Raw genomic sequence first — 19,077 nt, forward strand, 5'->3', positions numbered from 1 at the left:
CATCATCCTACCTATCTACATAATTATTTTTATAGAACATAATTTTGATATTTTTTGGGTACATGATCATATTATATCGAATGCAATCTTTAATCCCAAATAATCTACAGCTCTTTTTTGTTTTTTATCCTACCGATATAAGGTGAAGAAATAGGATTAGCTCGTTATTTCATAGAGTTTTCTCGTTGTTCTTCTATTTTGCTTCAGTAGTTAAATTTGAAGTGGTAAAAGGGGTAATATATACTTAAGTGATAAAATAAAATAGTGGGTGAGTGAATGAAAAGCTTAAAGCATAAGATATCTTCGGTTTATTTGATGCTAGTTTTGATTATCGGCATTGTAGGTATAGTATCGGTTGTAAATTTTTATGGATTAACAAGGGAAATTGAAGGGTTGATTGTAGACAATTACAATAGTTTAGAAACCATTAGTAAAATGATTGAGGCATTAGAAAGACAAGATAGTGCAATATTGATTTATAATAGTGGGAAAAAAGAAATGGGTTTAAAAAGTTTTGAGTTTAATAGAGAAAATTTTTATCAATACTACGAGAAAGCCAGTAATAATATAACGGAAATTGGAGAAGAAGAAATCATAGTATTGATAAATCAGCATTACAACGACTATCTTCATTCTTTTCAGCAATTAGAAGGTATTCAAGCTGCCTATCCACAGGTTGTGTTAATGGAACGCTACTTAAATGAAATTACGCCTAAGTTTCTTCAGCTTAAAGAGGATTTGAGGGCCTTAGAGGAAATTAACGAGACAGCTATGTTTCGTAGGAAAACGCAGGTAGTAAAAAATTCGCAGACTTCAACAAAAATAATTTTCTTCTTATCTATCGTTTCTGTTATTAGTGGATTTGTTATTTCAAGATATATGGCAGACAAGTTTACAAAACCTGTTGAGCAACTTACAAAGACGATGAGGTTGGTTGAAGCGGGGGATATAGATAAGCAAATAGAGATTACTTCTAATGACGAGATAGGAATATTGGCTCAAGAGTTTAATAAAATGACAGAAAGACTCTTGGTCTTTGAAGAAAGTACTTTGGGAAAGGTTATTACTGAAAAAAACAAGTCTGTTGCAATTGTAAAAAGCATATCAGACCCATTGATGGTACTGGACAATAACTATAGGGTTACTTTAGTAAATAAGGCGTTTGAAGATTGTTTTCATATTAAAGAGAAGGAGGCACATAATAGATATTTTTTTGAAATTATCTATAAAGAAAACTTATACAACGATATTACCAGTATTCTGGATGATGAAGTATCAAAACATAAAGAAAACATCTTTTACTTTGAATCTGATAGTAATCATTATTATTTTAATATCATCGTCACAAAGATTATTGACACAGCCGCAGATATGAAGGGTGTGGTTGTTCTTTTTCAAAATATTACTGAACTTAAAGAATTAGAAAAAATGAAGACAAATTTTATATCTACCATTTCTCACGAATTTAAAACACCTCTTACTTCTATTATGATGGGTACAAGTCTATTAAATGATGGTGCTATAGGAGAACTTAATAAAGAACAAAAAAATGTTTTAACTTCTATGGAAGAAGATTGTCAAAGCTTGGCTAACTTAGTGGATGATCTACTGTATATGTCTAAGATTCAATCAACAAAAGCGGTGTATGATAAAAAGTATACTTCTATTATTAACGTTATTCAGCAGGCGGTTAAGCCATTTCAGCCCCAAGCATTTAGCAAAAAAGTAAAACTGGGCATTATGCTTTCTGAAAACTTATCTAAAGTATATATTGATCAAGAAAAAATTACTTGGGTAATCAACAATCTTATCGTAAATGCCTTAAAATACACCAGTGAGGGAGATGAAATATCTATCTATACTGAAGAAAAGGAAGAAAAAATTTTTATTACTGTAAAAGATACTGGTATAGGCATACCACAGGAATATTTAGGGAAAATTTTCCATCAATTTGTTCAAGTGGAGGATTCAGGGTTAGAAGTTAGGGGCACTGGTTTAGGCCTGTCTATCGCAAAGGATATTGTTGAAGCTCATGGAGGAGAAATATGGTGTGAAAGTATCATAGATTTTGGAAGTAGTTTTATTTTTACATTACCAATAGATAATGAGAAGCTAGAAGTTGAAAAACTTCACTAGGCGAGGAGGATAAAAATGAGAAAGGTATTAATAGCTGATGATACAAAAAATATTAGGCAACTACTAATTACCTGTTTGCAACACGAGGGTTATGACGTCACTAGTGTAGAAAATGGAGAAGCGGCAATAGAAGCATTTAAGCAGGAGGTTTTTGACCTAGCTTTTATAGATATTAAAATGCCTAAAGTCAGTGGAACGGAGGTTTTACGTCAAATTCGAAGCATGGGGATAAAAACTCCTGTAATAATTATTACAGCCTTTGCAACTGTAAAAAATGCTGTAGAATGTACCCAAATGGGTGCAGTGGCTTATGTGCAAAAACCTTTTACGACGAATAGAGTAAAACAAGTATTACAGGAAGTAATCAATGACAGTGAGCAGTACAAGTCTTTAGGAGGCTTGCTAGAACTTGCAAAGGGCAAACTTGCTGCTGATGACATGGAGGAAGCCTTGACTATTTTAAAGAGAGCCTTATCCATCGACCCTGCCCATGCCTATACCTACTATTTGTTATCTCAAGTATATGAAAAAATGGGGAATCCTCATGAGGCAAGGCATTTTGAGGAAGTTTATAGATTATTTCAAGTGGAAAATTAGTGGCTCTCTCCTATACCTTCTGTTGAAAATTACTTACCTGACGTCTAACTGGTATTTCAGGAGGGGGAGAGGGGGGATCAGCCAAAGGATGCCTAGGAGCATGAACAACAGTAATGCTGTTTAGGATAATTTCCTTTTCTATTAAATGTCCATTATCATCATATTTTTCACGAATCTCTGCTCTTGGGACGACTACAGTTACTTCATGAGGAATTTCCGGACTGGTAACTCTTTGCATTCTGATATCTAATCCGTTGAGTTCCACTTGAATATGGTCGGATTGATGTTCTTTTTTCTTTAATAGTTTAGATAGAATTCTTTTAACTGACATAGTATCTCCTCCTTTAGTTAAATTTTATTCTGAGGAATTATAGGAAGTGACAATTAAAAAAAGTCTACATCTAAATTATAAGCAGAGGAAATAGATATTCTTGCTTTCAGGTAAGTAGTTATAAGAAACTAAGAGAGGAATTAGATTATGAATAATTATAACAAAACATTATTTGATAAAATAGTAGCCCTACAACCTGTTGTTTGGATAAATAGTAAAAAGCAAGGGGCAGAAGAAGCCTTATCTGCCATGGATATAACTTATGAAGATATTTTGGATGCAGAAAAAAGACTTCAAAGATTTGCTCCATTGATCAAAAAGCTTTTTCCAGAAACAGATGATGGTATTATCGAATCTCCTCTTGTTGAAATTCCATACATGAAGGAGGAAGTTCAAAAAACATATGGAAGAGATATAAAGGGTACGATGTATTTAAAGTGTGATAGTCATCTTAAAGTGGCGGGTTCAATAAAAGCTAGAGGTGGTATTTATGAAGTTTTAAAGTATGCTGAAGGTATCGCAATCAATAAAGGATTATTAGAAATTGGAGATGATTACTCAAAACTTGCAGATAAGGAATTTAAAGACTTTTTTTCTGCATACAAAATTGCCGTTGGTTCAACTGGGAACTTAGGATTAAGTATAGGAATTATATCAGCAGCAATGGGTTTTAACGTTACTGTCCATATGTCAAGGGATGCTAAAGCGTGGAAAAAGAGGCTCTTGAGAGAAAAAGGAGCAAATGTTATTGAATACGCCGATGACTATAGTAAAGCTGTTGAAGAGGGAAGAAAGCAGTGTATGGGAGATGATCATGCACACTTTGTTGATGATGAAAACTCCAAGGATTTGTTCCTTGGATATAGTGTCGCAGCTTTAAGGCTAAAAAAACAACTAGAAGACGTTGGGGTTAAGGTTGATGAAAGTCATCAGCTAATCGTATATCTACCATGTGGTGTAGGTGGGGCCCCTGGGGGAATTTCCTTCGGACTAAAACACGTTTTTTCAGATAATGTTAAATGCTATTTCGTAGAACCTACCCATGCTCCTTGTATGCTATTGGGGCTTATAACAGAAAAAAAGAGTGATATGCATATCAGGGAATATGGCATAGATAACTTAACAGAGGCAGATGGACTTGCGGTAGGCTCCCCATCAAAGCTCGTGTCAGATTTAGCAGAAAAGCTTATTGATGGTGTATATACTCTTCATGATGATGAACTTTTTAAACTTCTTGCAATGTTAAAAGATACGCAGGATATAAAAATTGAACCATCAGCTGCTTCAAGCCTTTTAGGACCAGCAGTTGTAGGCACTGACAAAAATACCACACATATTTGTTGGGCCACAGGAGGATCTTTTGTACCTTCCGATTTATATTTAGATATGTACCAGAGAGGGAAGGAATATTATTAAGAGCATTAAAAGTAATATGAAACACATCTGATTCAGAGAAATGATTATCAAAAAGTAGTTTTCTGTTTCTTAATATTAGACATGTAAACAATTTTAATAAACTTACCCCGATAAAATAGTCTAACCTTACGTCTATTTATCGGGGTAATTTACTTTATCAAATATGGATAAAGTAACTAATGCACTAAGGAAGATATTGCCCAGGAAAATTGAGATTAGCCTCTTGATAACCAATTTTTACAAATAAAGAAGGGATTTTGTTATAAGGTATCGAAAAGTATCCTTGAAGGATATAAAGAATGTACATCAACATATATAACGTTATTGAAAAACATTTAAAGTGAGGAGATGACATTAAAATGTTACGACTACCAATACTAGCATTGTTTTTAAGGACAATTCCTGAAGGGATTATATTAGTTTCAGTAGTCTATATGATTCTAAATAAACCTTTAGAAAAAAAGATATGCATAGCAGGAGGACTTTTAGGTATAGCTACTTATGTTATAAGGATGTTTCCAATTCATTTTGGAGTGCATTTGATACTAATTTTAATCATAGTTATATTTCTACTAAATAAAATAAATCATATAGATTTTTATAAGGCTGTTACAGCCAGTATTGTGAGTTTTATTCTCATTGTAATTTGTGAATCGATTACAATTATTTTTTACGTAAATATATTGGGTATATCTACTGAAAAAATATTAAATCAATCTCTGTCAAGTATATTATTAGGCATGCCATCTTTATTATTGTTAATATGTATAGGTGTTACAATAAAATCCTTAAGAAGATATAAACAAGGTAGGGTATATTAATATGTATAATATGAAACATTGGTCTAAGCAGGTGAAAAAATGAAAAACTACGAACTAAAGAGAAGTAGAAAGATCTATGAAGTTGTGTCTATAACAAAACTACTTTCAATATTACTTTGCGGAGTTATATTTTTTAGCACTTATGGGACTAAAGTTACCTCTCAATTAGAGCTTAAAAACAATTATATAGATATTAGAGTAGTATGTTTTTTTTGTATTGCTGCTCTAGTACTTATGTACACAAACTGGAGAATTTCTAGTCAAGATAGTAAGGAAAGTTGCTTTCTAAAAAAAGGAGTAATTATAACTGAAATTGGTTTATTCATTTTAGCTTTTTCAGTTTTAATATATATATCAGGAGCATATGCAAGCAGATATAAAACTATATTTTTGTTTATTATTATTACCAGTACTATTGAACTTGGGAAAAAATGGGGAGTTGCTAGTGCATCTATATGTAGTGGGATAATTTTAACTATGGATATTATTTTTAAGCCGATTAACATAAATAATATATATTTTGAATCTGACTTAGTTTTATCAGGACTTTTCATACTAACGGCGTGGCTCCTAGGAGATTATGTGGAAATAGAAAAGAAACATAGAGAACAATTAACCAACATTGCAAATATAGACGAATTAACAAGTGTTTATAATCACAGATTTTTTCAGCAGTCTATGACTTATGAAATTGAAAAAGGTCAACAGCTGTGCAAACCTGTTTCCCTACTATTTATAGATATTGACTATTTTAAAAATTATAATGACCTTTATGGTCATTTAGAGGGTGATAGAGTACTAGCTGAGTTAGCTGCTTTAATTAAAAAGAATGTAAGAGGTCAAGATATTGTAGCTAGATATGGTGGAGAAGAATTTGCTGTCATTTTGCCATGTACAAATGAAGAAGAAGCCTCTTCAATAGGAGAGCGAATTAGAAGTACGATAGATTTAATGCCTTTTAAAGGAGAAGAAAACTTACCAAAAAAGAAATTAACTGTATCCATAGGCGTATCTTGTTTCCCAGATAAAGCAAAAACAAAAGCTGAATTAATAAACAGTGCCGATGATGCCCTTTACCGGGCAAAGTTTTTTAATAAAAATAGAGTGGAAGTATATTATTCGGTGCTAGAAGAATTGAAGGAAGATATACAAGAAGAACATATTGATATAATTAGTTCAATAAAAACATTGATTAGTGTTATAAATGCAAAAGATCGATATACCTATGGACATACGGAAAGGGTTGTTATTTACTGTGACTTAATTGCTAATAAGCTAGAGCTTTTAGAAGAAGATAGAAAAATACTGAAATATGGTGCATACCTACACGACATAGGAAAAATACAGATCCCACAAGAAATTTTGAATAAGAAGATGGGATTAACAGGCGAAGAGGTGGAGTACATAAAAAAACATCCTGAAAGCGGGATAGAAATTATCAAATCCGTTGCTTCTCTGAAAAAAGTGATGCCCTTAATTCTTCATCATCATGAAAGATATGACGGTAAAGGCTATCCTTTAAGGCTCAAAGGAGAAAATATACCATACCTTACCAGAATCCTTAGTGTCGTAGATAGTTTTGATGCTATGACTTCTAATCGGCCTTATCAGATGAGAAGAAGCTATGAAGAGGCAGTAATAGAGCTGAAAAAATGCAAATCAACTCAGTTTGATCCTGATATCGTTGATGTATTTGTAGAAGTATTAGAAAGGAATACTCAGTATATTGAATAGAAACAGTTTTCTTTAAATAATTAATGCATGAGTACTTAAGAAAACATAAAAAATACCTGATAAAATACATCTTTATTCCATTTAGTAAATACACTAGGAGTACTGATCATCTACTTGATGATCTATGACTTTAGCATCTCCCTGTGTTTGTATACGTAACTTTTCTTTCTTTAGTGTTACCTCAATTTGCTTAATATCTTGAGATTTTTTATTATAAATATTAATATTTTCTAGAACAACAGGATGCTTAGTAACTTCAATGCGTTCTTTAGTGAGAGGGATTCGAATTGTATCAGTATGTTCATGGTCTTTATCGTCAAGAAATTTTTTCTCAATGATAATCTCTTCTCTAATAATAGGGACTGTGATAGTTTTTTCTTCCTTTATGGTTTCTTTACGTATATTTACCGATGCAACTTGCACCTTGTTTTTAGATATATCTAACCTTTCTTCACGAAGCTGTAACTTATATGAATCAAGAATTTTGTTCTTATCTAGTAAAGGTCTTTTTTCCATAACTTATCCTCCAAGTACTTTCTTAGTTATTTAGAAAAATTTTTAAAACACCTCAAATCTTATGGATTTGAGGATGTTTTAACCTGGCCAATAGGTTTATTTTAGTGGAACTCTTCATCATTTTCCTTATCAATGACTCTAGCGTTACCATCTTTATTTACATGAGCTTCTTCTCTTTTAAGAGTTTCTTCTATATGCTTTGTATCTTCTACTTGACGTTTGTGGACTTCGATTTCTCCTGTTACTACTGTATGTTTCCCTACTTGAACCTCTTCGGCACTGATAGGAATATGAATAGCTTCTTCATCAGTAATAGGGGAATCACTATCTTCGTTATTGATTGCTCTTCTTTCTATAACAACTTCTTCATGAGTAACAGGTACATCAACAATTTTTTGCTCTTCAATGATTTCTTTGCTAATTTCTACTTCTCCTACTTGTACACGATTTTTAGAGATATCCAGTTCTTCACGTCGAAGACGAAGCTTTTCGTCGTCAACATTTTTAAGACTATCATCTTCCTTTTCTTTTATCATTTCTTCTTCTTTTTCTATTCTTTCATCGTCATTATCAAAAATTCCAAAGAATTTACTCATAATTACCTCCCAGAATGATTTAATTTTATTGCCAATTATATTTTGTGCTTTAAGGAGAGGCAATATTCATCGTCTCATGTAAAGTTAAATTTTGTTGGTACATGTACTTCACCTCCAGTCTTTTGTATTGTAGTTATTTTTCCTTTACTGTATGTGTCTATGCATTATACAAAGAAATATAAGGCAAAGAGCGATTAATTTTAACGAAATAGGAAGAAAATTTCTTTAGAAGTAGGAAATAATAACTGTAAAAAAATAATCTAACTATGAAAGGAATACATTTGCCTATCGGATAAAAAGTCTCTACTTCAAAATGTGACTGGAGGAGAGAAGTATGTCGCAGAAATAGGATAAAAAAGTATAAGGTGGAGATATTGTTTAAATCATCAATTTTTCAATTGACAGTGGAACTAACCATTGGATTTTTCGCTTTATTTGCTGTCACGAAACTTACAAGAAAATCACAAATAAATCAGATTACTCCTTTTGATTTTATATCAGCTATTGTACTTGGTGAATTATTGGGTAACGCAATTTACGATGAAAAAGTTAAAATTTGGACGATCATTTATGCATTGATAGTTTGGGGAACTTTAATGTTTATTATTGAAAAAATAACGCAAAAGTTTAGAAGAACAAGAAAGCTTTTAGAGGGAGAACCAGCTATTATCGTTAGAAATGGTAAAATCGATTTTAACGTAATAAAAAAAGAAAAGTTAGACATAAATGAGTTATTAAGTCTTTTAAGACAAAAAGATGCTTTTTCAATACGAGAAATTGAATTTGCAATTTTAGAACAGAGTGGAAATATTAGTGTGCTAAAAAAATCAAAATATGAGACGCCTACCATAGAAGATTTAAACTTGCCTCTTAAGGGGGTATACCTTCCGATAACTTTAATATTAGATGGAGAAATCTTAAGAGATCACCTGTATGCTATTGGATTTGATGAAGCATGGTTACTTAATCAGATACATATGATTGGAATACAAAATGTTGAAGATATTTTCTATGCAGATTGGAAACAAGACGAAGGTATTCATATAGTTTCCCGCAATAGCAGTTAACTATAACCAGCCAATAATCTTGTTGATCCTACTAAAAACTCAGAATGCACATAAAATCTAGTTGCTATCTAAGTATGCATAAAAGAGAAAAGAAATGTAGCTGAAGAGACTAAAAAATCATGATGCTGATAGTGTTTAGATAACTATCAGCATCACGTAGAAAATTTATAATTTTGTTTAATAAGATTTTTTATATCCCAGCAAGCTCAAGTTCAGTTGCAGCTTCCTTCATGCCTTCAATTGTCCAAAGAATGACTGTGTCTAAATCCATATCTATCATTTCACAACCAGCAAGAATAACTTCGCGATCTACACCAGCGGCAAAACTCTTTGATTTGAATTTTTTCTTTACTGACTTAACTTCAAGTTCTAATATACTTTTATCTGGTCGCATTAAAACCGCCGCTGTTATCAGCCCTGTAAGTTCATCGATTGCATACAATACCTTTTCCATTTTACGGGTAGGTTCTACATCGATACAGATATTCCATCCATGGGAGATGACTGCATGAATGATATCATCATCGACCCCTTCTTTTTCTAAAATTTCTTTGCTCTTATGACAATGTTCATCTGGGTAAAGCTCATAATCAATGTCATGTAGAAGGCCAACAGCACCCCAGTAATCTTCATCTTCATTATTTTTTCTAGCGAAATAACGCATTACAGCCTCTACAGCAAGGCCATGGGTGATCAATGACTTGGTTTTATTGTACTTTGTTAGTAATTCATAAGCATGTTCTCTGGTTATCATAGGTTAAACCTCCTTGAAATTTTAAATGATGTCGTATAAGTAATGGATGAGTAGAACAAAGCGGGCAACTTCTACACCTGCATTATAATAGCAATGGGCTGTATCAGCATTAAACTTAATAGCTTGTCCTTTTTTTACTTTATCTACTTGGTTGTTATGTTCAATAGTGATTTCCCCATCAAAAACGATAATATACTCTAACGTACCTTTTGGATGGGGTTCCCCCGGTGCTTTGCAGGTTGGTTGAAGTGTCATTTCATACATTTCGAAGTTTCGTTTTGAATCAAATGGGAAAAATGGACAACATTCATAAAGTCCATCATCACTGAGCATCAGTGCTATTTGACTTTTATCAATAACACGGGTTTCTACCTCTGGCAATTGGATAAGTACTGAAAAAGGGACCTTAAGGCCATTTGCAATTTTCCACACGGTTGTAATGGTTGGATTAGCATCACCACGTTCAATCTGGCCTAACATACTTTTACTTACCCCGGTAACTTCTGCTAATTTTTCTATTGTCAGATTTCTAGAATTTCGAACTTTTCTTATATTTTCTCCTACAGCCGCGTTGATCATTGAAAGAAGCCTCCACGAGTTAATGTACAATATAATGACTAAAAAGTTTAATATATTAAACCAATATTATAAAATATGTTACACCAATAAAAATAGTATGTCAAGAAAAAACTTGAAATATATAAGCAAAAGTGTGAAATGCTGGAAAACTATATTTAAATAGGAGGGACTTCTTATGGTAAAATACTTCTAATGAGTTATTTTTTCTATAAGAAACTCATTAGAATTAACTTAAGTCATATGATAAGAAACTATAATTATTATAAGGAGCGGAAGTTATGTATAAAATATTGATTATTGAGGATGATCATACCATATCGTCTATTATTGAAAAAGAGTTAGAAAAATGGGGATATAAGACCTCCAGAATTGAGGAATTTCATGATATACTTGGGGACTATGCCTCTTTTGAGCCCCACCTTATACTTATGGATATCAACTTACCCTATTATGATGGATTTTATTGGTGCGGAAGAATTAGGCAGTTATCTAATGTCCCTATTATTTTTATTTCCTCTAGGGATACAGACGGTGATAAGATACGGGCGATTTCACAAGGAGGAGATGATTATATTGAAAAGCCTTTTTCTATAGATTTACTGATTGCTAAGGTACAGGCTATATTACGGAGAAGCTATTCTTATAGCGATCAAACGCTAAATATATTACAGCACAAGGATATGTTGCTGGATGTAGAACACTTAAAAGTATTTTATAGGGAAGAAGAAGCAGCTCTTACCCGAAATGAGGGAAGGATATTGACAATGTTGATTAGGAATCATGATAAAGTTGTAAGTCGTACCCGTTTGATGAAGGCATTGTGGGATGATGAGAGTTTTGTAGATGATAATACCTTGACAGTAAATATAAATCGCTTACGCAGAAAATTACAAGCCATTGGTTTAGAGGGATATGTGAAAACCATTAAAGGAGAAGGGTATAGATTAATATGAAATTTACTGAGTATTTAAAGGAGCGGTGGATTGTCTATGGTTTTATCATCATTGCTTTTGTTTTTGCTGCTGTAATTTATAGATTGGACACAAACTTTAATATAACAGCATCCAATGCCAACTATATTTTAGTAGCCTGGCTATTGATGTTTATATGTTTTATAGGGATTGACTACAGCATATTTAATCATCGTGTAGAAAATTTTAAGAAATATTGTCAGTTAAATGCTTCTTCAGAGGATATGGAGGATTTCAGTTATCCTCTAGATAGGGAATATGCTGAATTGGTATATAGTATAGCCACCCAATATGAAAAGTATAAATTGGATATACATAACAAGGCATCAGAGGAATTAGAGTTTATTACAAGATGGCTTCATGATGTTAAGGTGCCTATTTCTGCTGCAAGACTTATACTGGAAAACCATGAAAGTGATATTCCAGGTGATTTTTATAAAGGTATGTACAAAGAAATATTTGCAATAGAGGAGTCAGTACAAAGAATTTTTTATGAAATAAAGTCAAATAGTCTCCATGATGATTATAAAATAGCAAAAGTAAGTACCCAAAGGTTAATTGCTCAGGCATTGAAGGGATATTCTAACTTCTTTAGTTATAAGAAGATTAAGATTTTCTTTATAGGTGAAAATTATGATGTTCTGACGGATGAAAAGTGGAGTGGCTATGTGTTATCCCAAATCATATCCAATGCTGTAAAGCATACACCGATTGAAGGGAAAATAACCATCACAACTGAAAGAAAGGGAGATGAAACCATCATATCCATAAAAAATACTGGACAAGGAATCCTTCAAAAGGATATAGGACAGATATTTCGTAAGGGATACACCTCTTCTGAAGAGAGAAGTGGTATGAAGGCCACCGGCTATGGGCTATATCTTTCAAAAAAACTGAGCAATATGCTAGGACATAGACTCTTAGTAGAATCTCAATATGGTAAGTATGCTGCTTTTCATTTAGTTTTTATAGAAAAGGAAACATTGCATCATGTGACAAAAATGTAAGATGAAAGAGGGAAAATGTAAGATGATTCGATTTTGCTGAGCCTAGGATTAAAATATAATTATCTTAAGAATAATTATATGGAGGGAAGAGCAATGGAAATATTAAAAGTAGAAAACATTAGTAAAGTATACGGAAGCAAAAAAAGTTTTAAGCAATACACTGCACTTAAAAATATTAGCTTTGAAGTAAGTGAAGGGGAATTTATAGGGGTGATGGGAGCATCTGGATCGGGAAAAACCACCCTTCTAAATATTTTAGGAAGTATTGATAAACCCACAAGTGGTAGATACATGATGAATGGAAAGGATATTGCAACCCTAAAGAAAAATGAGTTGGCTGCCCATAGAATCAATCATATAGGTTTTATTTTTCAGGACTATAACCTTTTGGAAACCATGACGTTGAAGGAAAATATTTTATTACCCTTGGCTTTGAAGGGGTGCAAGGCAGATATCATGGAAGAGAAACTTTTTCGCTTCGCTAAGGACTTAGGAATTATAGAAGAGCTTGATAAGTATCCCTATGAGGTTTCTGGAGGTCAACAACAGCGGGCTGCTGCATGTCGTGCTTTAATTACCAATCCTAAGATGATACTTGCTGATGAACCTACCGGCAATCTTGATTCTAAATCAGGCAAAGATCTGCTGACTCTTTTAAGCTTTATCAACCAAGAGTACAAAGCAACTATTTTAATGGTGACCCATGATGTATTTGCCGCCAGTTATTGCCAAAAGATTTTATTTATTCGTGATGGGGAAATCTACAATGAATTGTATGCAGGAGATAGCAAAAAGAAATTTTTTGATGCCATCATAGAAGTAATGAGTGTTCTTGGGGGGGAGGGAAAATGAAACTTACCACATTAGCCCTTCGAAATATAAGGCAAAGTTTTTCAAAATATATGATGTATTTCTTCTCACTAAGTTTCAGTGTTTTTACAGCCTATTCTTTTCTTGCCTTGATGCAGAATCACCAAGTAATCATGGCCTTTACCCATGATAATAGATACAAATCGATGTTAGCTAGTTTCGGTGTAATCATCATGGTGTTTGTGATGTTCTTTTTAATAAGCTCTAATAATAGCTTTATTAAGGCAAGGAAAAAGGAAATTTCAACTTATGCTTTGTTTGGGATGACAAATAGCAAGATAGGTAAATTACTTTTTATAGAAACCATGATGGTTGGTTTTACAGCTCTTGTTATAGGAATTGGGGCGGGAATATTTTTTTCAAAATTAACGGCAATGGTTTTGTTGGATATTTCTTTGGCGGCTTTTACTGGAGATATAAATTTTAGTTTGGATTTAAAGGCGATTTATATAACTGTGTTATTATTCTTAACAATATTTTCTCTTATGGGTTTATCGGGACTGTGGGTAATTTGTAGGTTTGAACTGGTGGATCTATTTAAAGGAGAGAAGGTATCTGAGGGAAAGTCAAAGGGATCTATTACCCTATTGATTTTATCAGTTTTATTCATAGGCGCTGGGTATTATCTAGCCTCTAGTAGTAATCCACAAAGGGTGGTAATGGCGGCGATACCTATTCTAATTCTTGTTATTGTAGGAACTTATCTTTTCTTTTGGGGGGGTCTGCCAAAGGTATTGCATCTGGTAAAAAGTGATAAGAACAATTATTATAAAGGCGTGAACTTGATAGCAACATCAGCTTTTTCTCATAGGATGAAGTCTATAGCCTCTGTTATGGCTACCATCGCTGTCTTATCGGCAGTAGCCACCACTGCCATTGCAACTGGATTTACTCTTTATCGAAACATAGAAAAAAACACCTATGATATGGTTGGCTATGACATGTATTTTTATGGGGGGCAGGAAGAACTGCTGAAGGAGGTTTATGATGCCTTTGAAAGATATAATATTGCTGGTATAGAAAGTTATACTACCGAAAGATATCAGGCAGTTCCTCAGATGCAAACCATTATGATAGAGGGACGAGCGTATCTTTCAAGTGAGAATGATTATTTTCGAGTGTATTCTGAATCCGTTTATAACAAACTAATTTCTTTGTCAAGAAGCCAATTAAAGGTACTTCAAATCAATCCCGGTGAAGCAGTATATATACAGGCTTTTAATACTGTATCCAATAGCAGTAAAATCATTGAAAAAGCAGTTCTTGGAGAAAATTTGACTTTTTCTGATAGAGAAGTAAAGATTAACGCTGTATTAAATTCCAGCACATTATCCTTTGGGGCAATGCATATTATTGTCTTAAATGATAATGAATTTGCAGCACTCCTCCAACAAGGGGATATTACAAATAGGAAAGAAAGCGGCGAACCCTATGATCAGGTAAGTGTTTTTAGATATATAGATCCTCTGCAAAACCATGATTTTCATGGTGCATTAGGAGAACTTTTAAGGGGAAGGGTAGGAAGCTATAGGATCGCCTACCATCATTATGTGGAATCACTGGAGATCTTCGGGCTAGTATGCTTTATTGGTTTCTTTATGAGTGGGGTATTTATGTTGATGACGGCAAGTCTTTTATATTTTAAACAGGTCATGGCGGCAGAAGAGGAACGTCATCAGTATAAAATGCTTAGGAAGATCGGTATGGATAGTGAAACTGAGAAAAGGGTAATTGCTAAGAGATTGCTGCCGGTTTTTTTGATACCTCTTTTACTGGGGATTCTCCACAGTATATTTGCTATGAAGGCGGCAGATACTATGGTGTTTTCTAATATGATAGCGGTGGACAATTCTTACCTTGCCGTGCTTGCCTTTTCTGCTGTGATGTATGGTGCTTATGGCATTGTATACGGCATATTCTATTTTATTACAAAGGGGCAGTATAGCAAAATCCTCCGATAGAAAATTGCATTAAAGTCTTAGGACAACAAAGATAAATACTATATTTTACACTTCTTTACTAAAATATTTGCTTGTATAGAGATCAAACACTATATACTGGAAGTAAATGCAGCTATAATTCAGAGGAATAAAAACGCCCCCTGAATTATAGCTTATTTTATTTTTATAGAAAGCAATTTAATTTGTAGATGAATAATGAAAATTGCTAAAATTACTGCTCCCAGCAAGTCTAGAAGTGGGTGTAGAAAGGCACCTGTAAGAAAAATAATGAATGCAGTTTGCACAAGCAAACAAATACTTAATGCTATGATGGAGCCCAATTTCATTGCAAACACTTTATCCTGAAAACTAAAGGGATAAATTTTAAGCCAAATATCTTCTCTTAAACGAAGCCACAAGGATAATAAAAAGTCTCCAAGAATATAGGCAGTAAATACAATACCTATAGCACTGACTTTTTTTATATCCTCCATATCTGTTACCCACAAATATCTACGAGATAGATATTCTCCTGCAAAAATAGCTGTCATAATTTTTATCAGTAAAGACAGATTTCCTTGTCCCCTTTGCAGGACCCTAAAGTAGAGAAGTAGTAGAGATCCTTTCTTAGTAAAGGGGATTTGTTTTCTACCACTAAGAAAAGAGAAGGTTTTTTTTCTGGTGTTTTTCTTCTCTCTAGAACTTTCTCCTAAAAAAAACTGTAAATGCTGCACCCTTGTGTTGACATCTTTACTAATTAACCTCTGCCAATCAATAGAAACTTTATCTTTTATAATAAGGGACAGGATAAATAGTATCAACAACAAGATAAATAAAGTGATGAGTAGAGGTAAATTCAGCGTTTCTAGAGAATGTTTAGATATTGAATAGCCTAGAAGAAAAATAGAAAATCCAGAAAGCATCTGTTGTACTATTCTTCTTTTCCATTTTCCTCGTTGGTTTTCTACAATAAATTTAAAGTTCATTAGGCTCAGCTTAAATAAGGTGCCACAAAGCCATACAGCTATATAGATTTTTCTATCCATAGAATAATGGTATCTATAAAATAAATACCCAAAACTCCAAAAAAGTGTCCATACCCCTGTATAAAGCAACATACTAGCTCTATGGGAATATTTAAGAAATGCTTTTCCAATAATATTTAATGGAGAAAAAAACACTTCATCGGCTTCTTTTAGATACCCCCTCAGTTGACCCTGTACTAAACTTACTACTACTAACAGATCTATGGAGATTTTCCACAAAGTATTATTTTCCTTTAAAAACCCACTTAATACCAAGGGATAAACAGCATAGCTTGCTAAGCCCAGCAGTAGTATTGTATAGATAAGAATAACCCAATCCACCTGAAAGCGAATAAAACGATAATGCAATTTAAGTAAATGTTTTATTCTTTTTTTCCAAATACCTAGAACAGCATTCATGCTTGATCCTCCACCAACTGATCATATATATCACTCAAGCTTCCCTGAGGTAGATTTGTTTGTTTCCTCAATGCTTCTAAAGTTCCAAGGGTTACTACTTTTCCCTGATTAAATAATATAAAACGATCACAAATTTTCTCTGCTGTATCTAAAACATGGGTACACATCAAAACACCTGCCCCCTCGTTTTTTTTATGTTGAATCATGTCAATAAAAGCACGAATTGCTTTAGGATCTAACCCCACGAAGGGTTCATCGACAATATAAATAGAGGGTGCATAAAGAAAAGCACACATAATCATGACTTTTTGTCGCATACCTTTGGAAAAAGCATTAGGAAAATGATGCTGTTTGTCTTCTAGCCAAAAGGTTTTTAGTAACTGTTTTTTTCTTTCTTCAAAGACTTCTGGATTCACCCCATGGGACATAGCAGTAAACTCTAAGTGTTCTAGCAAAGTAAGCTCATCATACAGTAGGGGGATTTCTGGTATATATGCAATTTTTTCATTCATTTGACTTAAAGATTTCTTTATACTTACTCCATCAATGATTACTTCGCCAGAAAGAATTGGTAGAATACCTAAGATGCTTTTAATGATCGTTGTTTTTCCAGCACCGTTGGGGCCAATTAAACCAACAATTTCTTCATTTTGTACATTAAAGGAAACCTGTTTAAGAATAACTTCACTATCATATCCAGCGGATACTGACTTCAATTCCAGCAAATTCATCATCTCACCTCCGTTTGTTTTATTAACTACCCACTATCTATAATTCCCGTTTTCTGTAAATTAAAAAGGAAATGTTTATTGAGATGAAAGTAATGATAGCTGCTATTGCTAAAAATAAGCTTCCTAAAAGCATAGCTGAGTGACCTGGTGCTAAACTTATCATCATCTTTGCTATAGGATGATGAGGATTACCTACAATCAAAGGTATTAAACTACTGGGACCGAAGAAAAATAGAAAAAAGATAAACATATTAAAGTACTTGGTTTTAATATAACCAAATTTGAAGTAAAAAGGGAGATAGAAGGCTATCAGTAACCATGTACTAAAAAGTCCCATAATGATATCGCCGTAGGTAATCATGTGAATTTTCCCTAAAAGCAGTCTAGATAAAATACTTCCTAGTAGCATCATCATAAAAAGATTAATGATAGAAAATAGGATAGCGGAAATATACTTTGCAGTGACAATTTCTCTTCTACTGATAGGGAGACTATTGAATATGATCTCTGTTTTATTTTTATCATCATTAGCACATCCCGTTTGAATAAAAATATAAGTAGTTGCCACTATCCCCATAATATAAGCCGTAGGTGCTAAGCCTCCCCCGCCTCTGCCAAAGACAAAGAAAATAAACATGCCATATAATATTGCAAATAAAAAAGATTTTTTTTGTATAATTGCTTCTTTGAAAATTAAACTAAACATTGATTTTCCCCCTTACTGTGTAAACCATGATATCCTCTAATGTCGGTATTTCGTAAATAACAGAATCTTTTAAAACACTTTTTTTAATTACTTCTTTCTTTACTAAGGCCTCAAATCCGAAGTTATGCTGTTTTAATCCGATAAACTGGTTTATAATATTCTCTGTTAAGGCACTTGTATCTCCTTTAATAATTTGATAGGATTCGATGATTTCGTCCTTTGCTTGACTAAAGACTAGTTTTCCATCGTTGATAAAGGTGATATAATCCGCAATTTTATCTAAATCTTTTGTAATATGTGTAGAAAATAGAATGCTTTTTCTTTCATCCTGAATAACCTCATAGAGCATATCCAGTAGCTCGCTTCTGACAATAGGGTCCAAACCAGAAGTAGGCTCATCCATAATGATAAGCTCAGCATCGTGAGATAAAGCCAGTGCTAAAGAATACTTCATCTTCATTCCTTTAGATAATTCTTTTACTTTCAATTTTAAAGATAAATTAAATTGTTTCATATATTTTTCAAAAATAGTTTCATTCCAATTTTTATAAAAAGGAGCAATGATTTTTTTCATCTCATTTAAGGTAAGTTCCTCATAAAAATAATTCTCGTCATAGACAAAACCTATTTTTTCTTTAATTTCCTTTTCGTACTTGAGATGATCTTTGCCAAAGATTTCAATTTTTCCTGCATCCGTCTTTATCAGATTCATAATAGCTTTAATAGTGGTGCTCTTACCTGCACCATTAGGTCCTATAAACCCCATAATATATCCAGGCTCTAGAGAAAAGTTTATTCCTTTTAAGGAAAATCCATCATAACTTTTGCACAAATTCTTCACTTCTAAAATATTTTCCATT

19 protein-coding genes are annotated in these 19,077 nt (G+C 33.1%); 10 read left to right on the plus strand and 9 right to left on the minus strand.

Annotated features, from left to right (window positions below; all coding sequences use genetic code 11):
* The first annotated feature begins 276 nt into the window (after positions 1-276).
* Positions 277-2,136, plus strand: coding sequence for an ATP-binding protein (locus tag CACET_RS05855; RefSeq protein ID WP_044825403.1), 1,860 nt, complete (start codon positions 277-279; stop codon positions 2,134-2,136).
* A gap of 15 nt (positions 2,137-2,151) precedes the next feature.
* Complete coding sequence (locus CACET_RS05860) at positions 2,152-2,733, plus strand: response regulator transcription factor (protein ID WP_044825402.1); 582 nt, start codon at positions 2,152-2,154, stop codon at positions 2,731-2,733.
* Between the two features lie 10 nt (positions 2,734-2,743).
* On the opposite strand, the gene CACET_RS05865 is transcribed toward CACET_RS05860, so the two are convergent.
* The gene (locus CACET_RS05865) at positions 2,744-3,064 is read right to left on the minus strand and encodes a hypothetical protein (protein WP_044825401.1); all 321 of its coding nucleotides are present in this window, start codon (positions 3,062-3,064) and stop codon (positions 2,744-2,746) included.
* A 147-nt stretch (positions 3,065-3,211) separates the two neighbouring features.
* On the opposite strand from CACET_RS05865, the gene CACET_RS05870 reads away from it, so the two are divergent.
* The 3 genes from CACET_RS05870 to CACET_RS05880 all read left to right on the plus strand — a co-directional run bounded on the left by CACET_RS05870 (position 3,212) and on the right by CACET_RS05880 (position 7,035).
* Entirely contained in the window at positions 3,212-4,480 is a 1,269-nt protein-coding gene (locus CACET_RS05870) for a D-serine ammonia-lyase (RefSeq protein ID WP_044825400.1), read from the plus strand.
* Positions 4,481-4,839: 359 nt separating this feature from the next.
* Positions 4,840-5,301: a hypothetical protein gene (locus tag CACET_RS05875; RefSeq protein WP_044825399.1), complete on the plus strand. Its 462-nt coding sequence runs from the start codon at positions 4,840-4,842 to the stop codon at positions 5,299-5,301.
* Between the two features lie 39 nt (positions 5,302-5,340).
* Positions 5,341-7,035, plus strand: coding sequence for a bifunctional diguanylate cyclase/phosphohydrolase (locus CACET_RS05880; RefSeq protein ID WP_044825398.1), 1,695 nt, complete (start codon positions 5,341-5,343; stop codon positions 7,033-7,035).
* Between the two features lie 93 nt (positions 7,036-7,128).
* Here CACET_RS05880 and CACET_RS05885 read toward each other — a convergent pair whose 3' ends face one another.
* Positions 7,129-7,551, minus strand: coding sequence for a YsnF/AvaK domain-containing protein (locus CACET_RS05885; RefSeq protein ID WP_044825397.1), 423 nt, complete (start codon positions 7,549-7,551; stop codon positions 7,129-7,131).
* Between the two features lie 101 nt (positions 7,552-7,652).
* A complete protein-coding gene (locus tag CACET_RS05890) occupies positions 7,653-8,147 on the minus strand; it encodes a YsnF/AvaK domain-containing protein (protein ID WP_082058237.1) in 495 nt (164 codons plus the stop codon).
* Positions 8,148-8,521: 374 nt separating this feature from the next.
* Here CACET_RS05890 and CACET_RS05895 point away from each other — a divergent pair, with 374 nt between their 5' ends.
* A complete protein-coding gene (locus tag CACET_RS05895) occupies positions 8,522-9,214 on the plus strand; it encodes a DUF421 domain-containing protein (RefSeq protein WP_044825396.1) in 693 nt (230 codons plus the stop codon).
* A 190-nt stretch (positions 9,215-9,404) separates the two neighbouring features.
* Here CACET_RS05895 and CACET_RS05900 read toward each other — a convergent pair whose 3' ends face one another.
* Together CACET_RS05900 and CACET_RS05905 are read right to left on the minus strand one after the other, a co-directional pair.
* Positions 9,405-9,968, minus strand: coding sequence for an HDIG domain-containing metalloprotein (locus CACET_RS05900; protein ID WP_044825395.1), 564 nt, complete (start codon positions 9,966-9,968; stop codon positions 9,405-9,407).
* 21 nt (positions 9,969-9,989) lie between these two features.
* Positions 9,990-10,547 (minus strand): helix-turn-helix domain-containing protein, encoded by a 558-nt coding sequence (locus CACET_RS05905; protein WP_044825394.1) that lies wholly within the window; start codon positions 10,545-10,547, stop codon positions 9,990-9,992.
* 278 nt (positions 10,548-10,825) lie between these two features.
* On the opposite strand from CACET_RS05905, the gene CACET_RS05910 reads away from it, so the two are divergent.
* The 4 genes from CACET_RS05910 (at position 10,826) to CACET_RS05925 (ending at position 15,356) form a co-directional block, all read left to right on the plus strand.
* The gene (locus CACET_RS05910; protein WP_044825393.1) at positions 10,826-11,500 is read left to right on the plus strand and encodes a response regulator transcription factor; all 675 of its coding nucleotides are present in this window, start codon (positions 10,826-10,828) and stop codon (positions 11,498-11,500) included.
* The gene (locus CACET_RS05915) at positions 11,497-12,525 is read left to right on the plus strand and encodes a sensor histidine kinase (RefSeq protein WP_044825392.1); all 1,029 of its coding nucleotides are present in this window, start codon (positions 11,497-11,499) and stop codon (positions 12,523-12,525) included. Before CACET_RS05910 ends, CACET_RS05915 begins: the two co-directional genes overlap by 4 nt.
* 93 nt (positions 12,526-12,618) lie before the next feature.
* Positions 12,619-13,377, plus strand: coding sequence for an ABC transporter ATP-binding protein (locus tag CACET_RS05920; protein WP_044825391.1), 759 nt, complete (start codon positions 12,619-12,621; stop codon positions 13,375-13,377).
* Complete coding sequence (locus tag CACET_RS05925; protein WP_044825390.1) at positions 13,374-15,356, plus strand: FtsX-like permease family protein; 1,983 nt, start codon at positions 13,374-13,376, stop codon at positions 15,354-15,356. The genes CACET_RS05920 and CACET_RS05925 overlap by 4 nt, the downstream gene beginning before the upstream one ends.
* Before the next feature lie 152 nt (positions 15,357-15,508).
* On the opposite strand, the gene CACET_RS05930 is transcribed toward CACET_RS05925, so the two are convergent.
* From CACET_RS05930 to CACET_RS05945, 4 genes are read right to left on the minus strand one after another with little or no spacing between them, the layout of a single operon-like run.
* Positions 15,509-16,780 (minus strand): ABC transporter permease, encoded by a 1,272-nt coding sequence (locus CACET_RS05930; RefSeq protein WP_044825389.1) that lies wholly within the window; start codon positions 16,778-16,780, stop codon positions 15,509-15,511.
* Positions 16,777-17,511: an ABC transporter ATP-binding protein gene (locus tag CACET_RS05935; protein ID WP_278287092.1), complete on the minus strand. Its 735-nt coding sequence runs from the start codon at positions 17,509-17,511 to the stop codon at positions 16,777-16,779. Before CACET_RS05935 ends, CACET_RS05930 begins: the two co-directional genes overlap by 4 nt.
* Before the next feature lie 37 nt (positions 17,512-17,548).
* On the minus strand, positions 17,549-18,217 hold the full coding sequence (locus CACET_RS05940; RefSeq protein ID WP_044825387.1) for an ABC-2 transporter permease: 669 nt from the start codon (positions 18,215-18,217) through the stop codon (positions 17,549-17,551).
* Positions 18,210-19,076: an ABC transporter ATP-binding protein gene (locus CACET_RS05945; RefSeq protein ID WP_044825386.1), complete on the minus strand. Its 867-nt coding sequence runs from the start codon at positions 19,074-19,076 to the stop codon at positions 18,210-18,212. Before CACET_RS05945 ends, CACET_RS05940 begins: the two co-directional genes overlap by 8 nt.
* Position 19,077 lies beyond the last annotated feature (1 nt).

Origin of the sequence: Clostridium aceticum (genome assembly GCF_001042715.1) — a bacterium.
Taxonomy (GTDB): Bacteria; Bacillota; Clostridia; order Peptostreptococcales; family Natronincolaceae; genus Andreesenella; species Andreesenella acetica.

What these genes read in the sequence shown, in the direction of transcription:
- CACET_RS05890 (WP_082058237.1), bottom strand. Translation starts at nt 8,147, where the DNA reads ATGAGTAAATTCTTTGGAATTTTTGATAATGACGATGAAAGAATAGAA.
- CACET_RS05865 (WP_044825401.1), bottom strand. Translation starts at nt 3,064, where the DNA reads ATGTCAGTTAAAAGAATTCTATCTAAACTATTAAAGAAAAAAGAACAT.
- CACET_RS05910 (WP_044825393.1), top strand. Translation starts at nt 10,826, where the DNA reads ATGTATAAAATATTGATTATTGAGGATGATCATACCATATCGTCTATT.
- CACET_RS05940 (WP_044825387.1), bottom strand. Translation starts at nt 18,217, where the DNA reads ATGTTTAGTTTAATTTTCAAAGAAGCAATTATACAAAAAAAATCTTTT.
- CACET_RS05870 (WP_044825400.1), top strand. Translation starts at nt 3,212, where the DNA reads ATGAATAATTATAACAAAACATTATTTGATAAAATAGTAGCCCTACAA.
- CACET_RS05875 (WP_044825399.1), top strand. Translation starts at nt 4,840, where the DNA reads ATGTTACGACTACCAATACTAGCATTGTTTTTAAGGACAATTCCTGAA.
- CACET_RS05935 (WP_278287092.1), bottom strand. Translation starts at nt 17,511, where the DNA reads ATGAATTTGCTGGAATTGAAGTCAGTATCCGCTGGATATGATAGTGAA.
- CACET_RS05925 (WP_044825390.1), top strand. Translation starts at nt 13,374, where the DNA reads ATGAAACTTACCACATTAGCCCTTCGAAATATAAGGCAAAGTTTTTCA.
- CACET_RS05880 (WP_044825398.1), top strand. Translation starts at nt 5,341, where the DNA reads ATGAAAAACTACGAACTAAAGAGAAGTAGAAAGATCTATGAAGTTGTG.
- CACET_RS05885 (WP_044825397.1), bottom strand. Translation starts at nt 7,551, where the DNA reads ATGGAAAAAAGACCTTTACTAGATAAGAACAAAATTCTTGATTCATAT.
- CACET_RS05905 (WP_044825394.1), bottom strand. Translation starts at nt 10,547, where the DNA reads ATGATCAACGCGGCTGTAGGAGAAAATATAAGAAAAGTTCGAAATTCT.
- CACET_RS05860 (WP_044825402.1), top strand. Translation starts at nt 2,152, where the DNA reads ATGAGAAAGGTATTAATAGCTGATGATACAAAAAATATTAGGCAACTA.
- CACET_RS05930 (WP_044825389.1), bottom strand. Translation starts at nt 16,780, where the DNA reads ATGAATGCTGTTCTAGGTATTTGGAAAAAAAGAATAAAACATTTACTT.
- CACET_RS05920 (WP_044825391.1), top strand. Translation starts at nt 12,619, where the DNA reads ATGGAAATATTAAAAGTAGAAAACATTAGTAAAGTATACGGAAGCAAA.
- CACET_RS05900 (WP_044825395.1), bottom strand. Translation starts at nt 9,968, where the DNA reads ATGATAACCAGAGAACATGCTTATGAATTACTAACAAAGTACAATAAA.
- CACET_RS05855 (WP_044825403.1), top strand. Translation starts at nt 277, where the DNA reads ATGAAAAGCTTAAAGCATAAGATATCTTCGGTTTATTTGATGCTAGTT.
- CACET_RS05945 (WP_044825386.1), bottom strand. Translation starts at nt 19,076, where the DNA reads ATGGAAAATATTTTAGAAGTGAAGAATTTGTGCAAAAGTTATGATGGA.
- CACET_RS05915 (WP_044825392.1), top strand. Translation starts at nt 11,497, where the DNA reads ATGAAATTTACTGAGTATTTAAAGGAGCGGTGGATTGTCTATGGTTTT.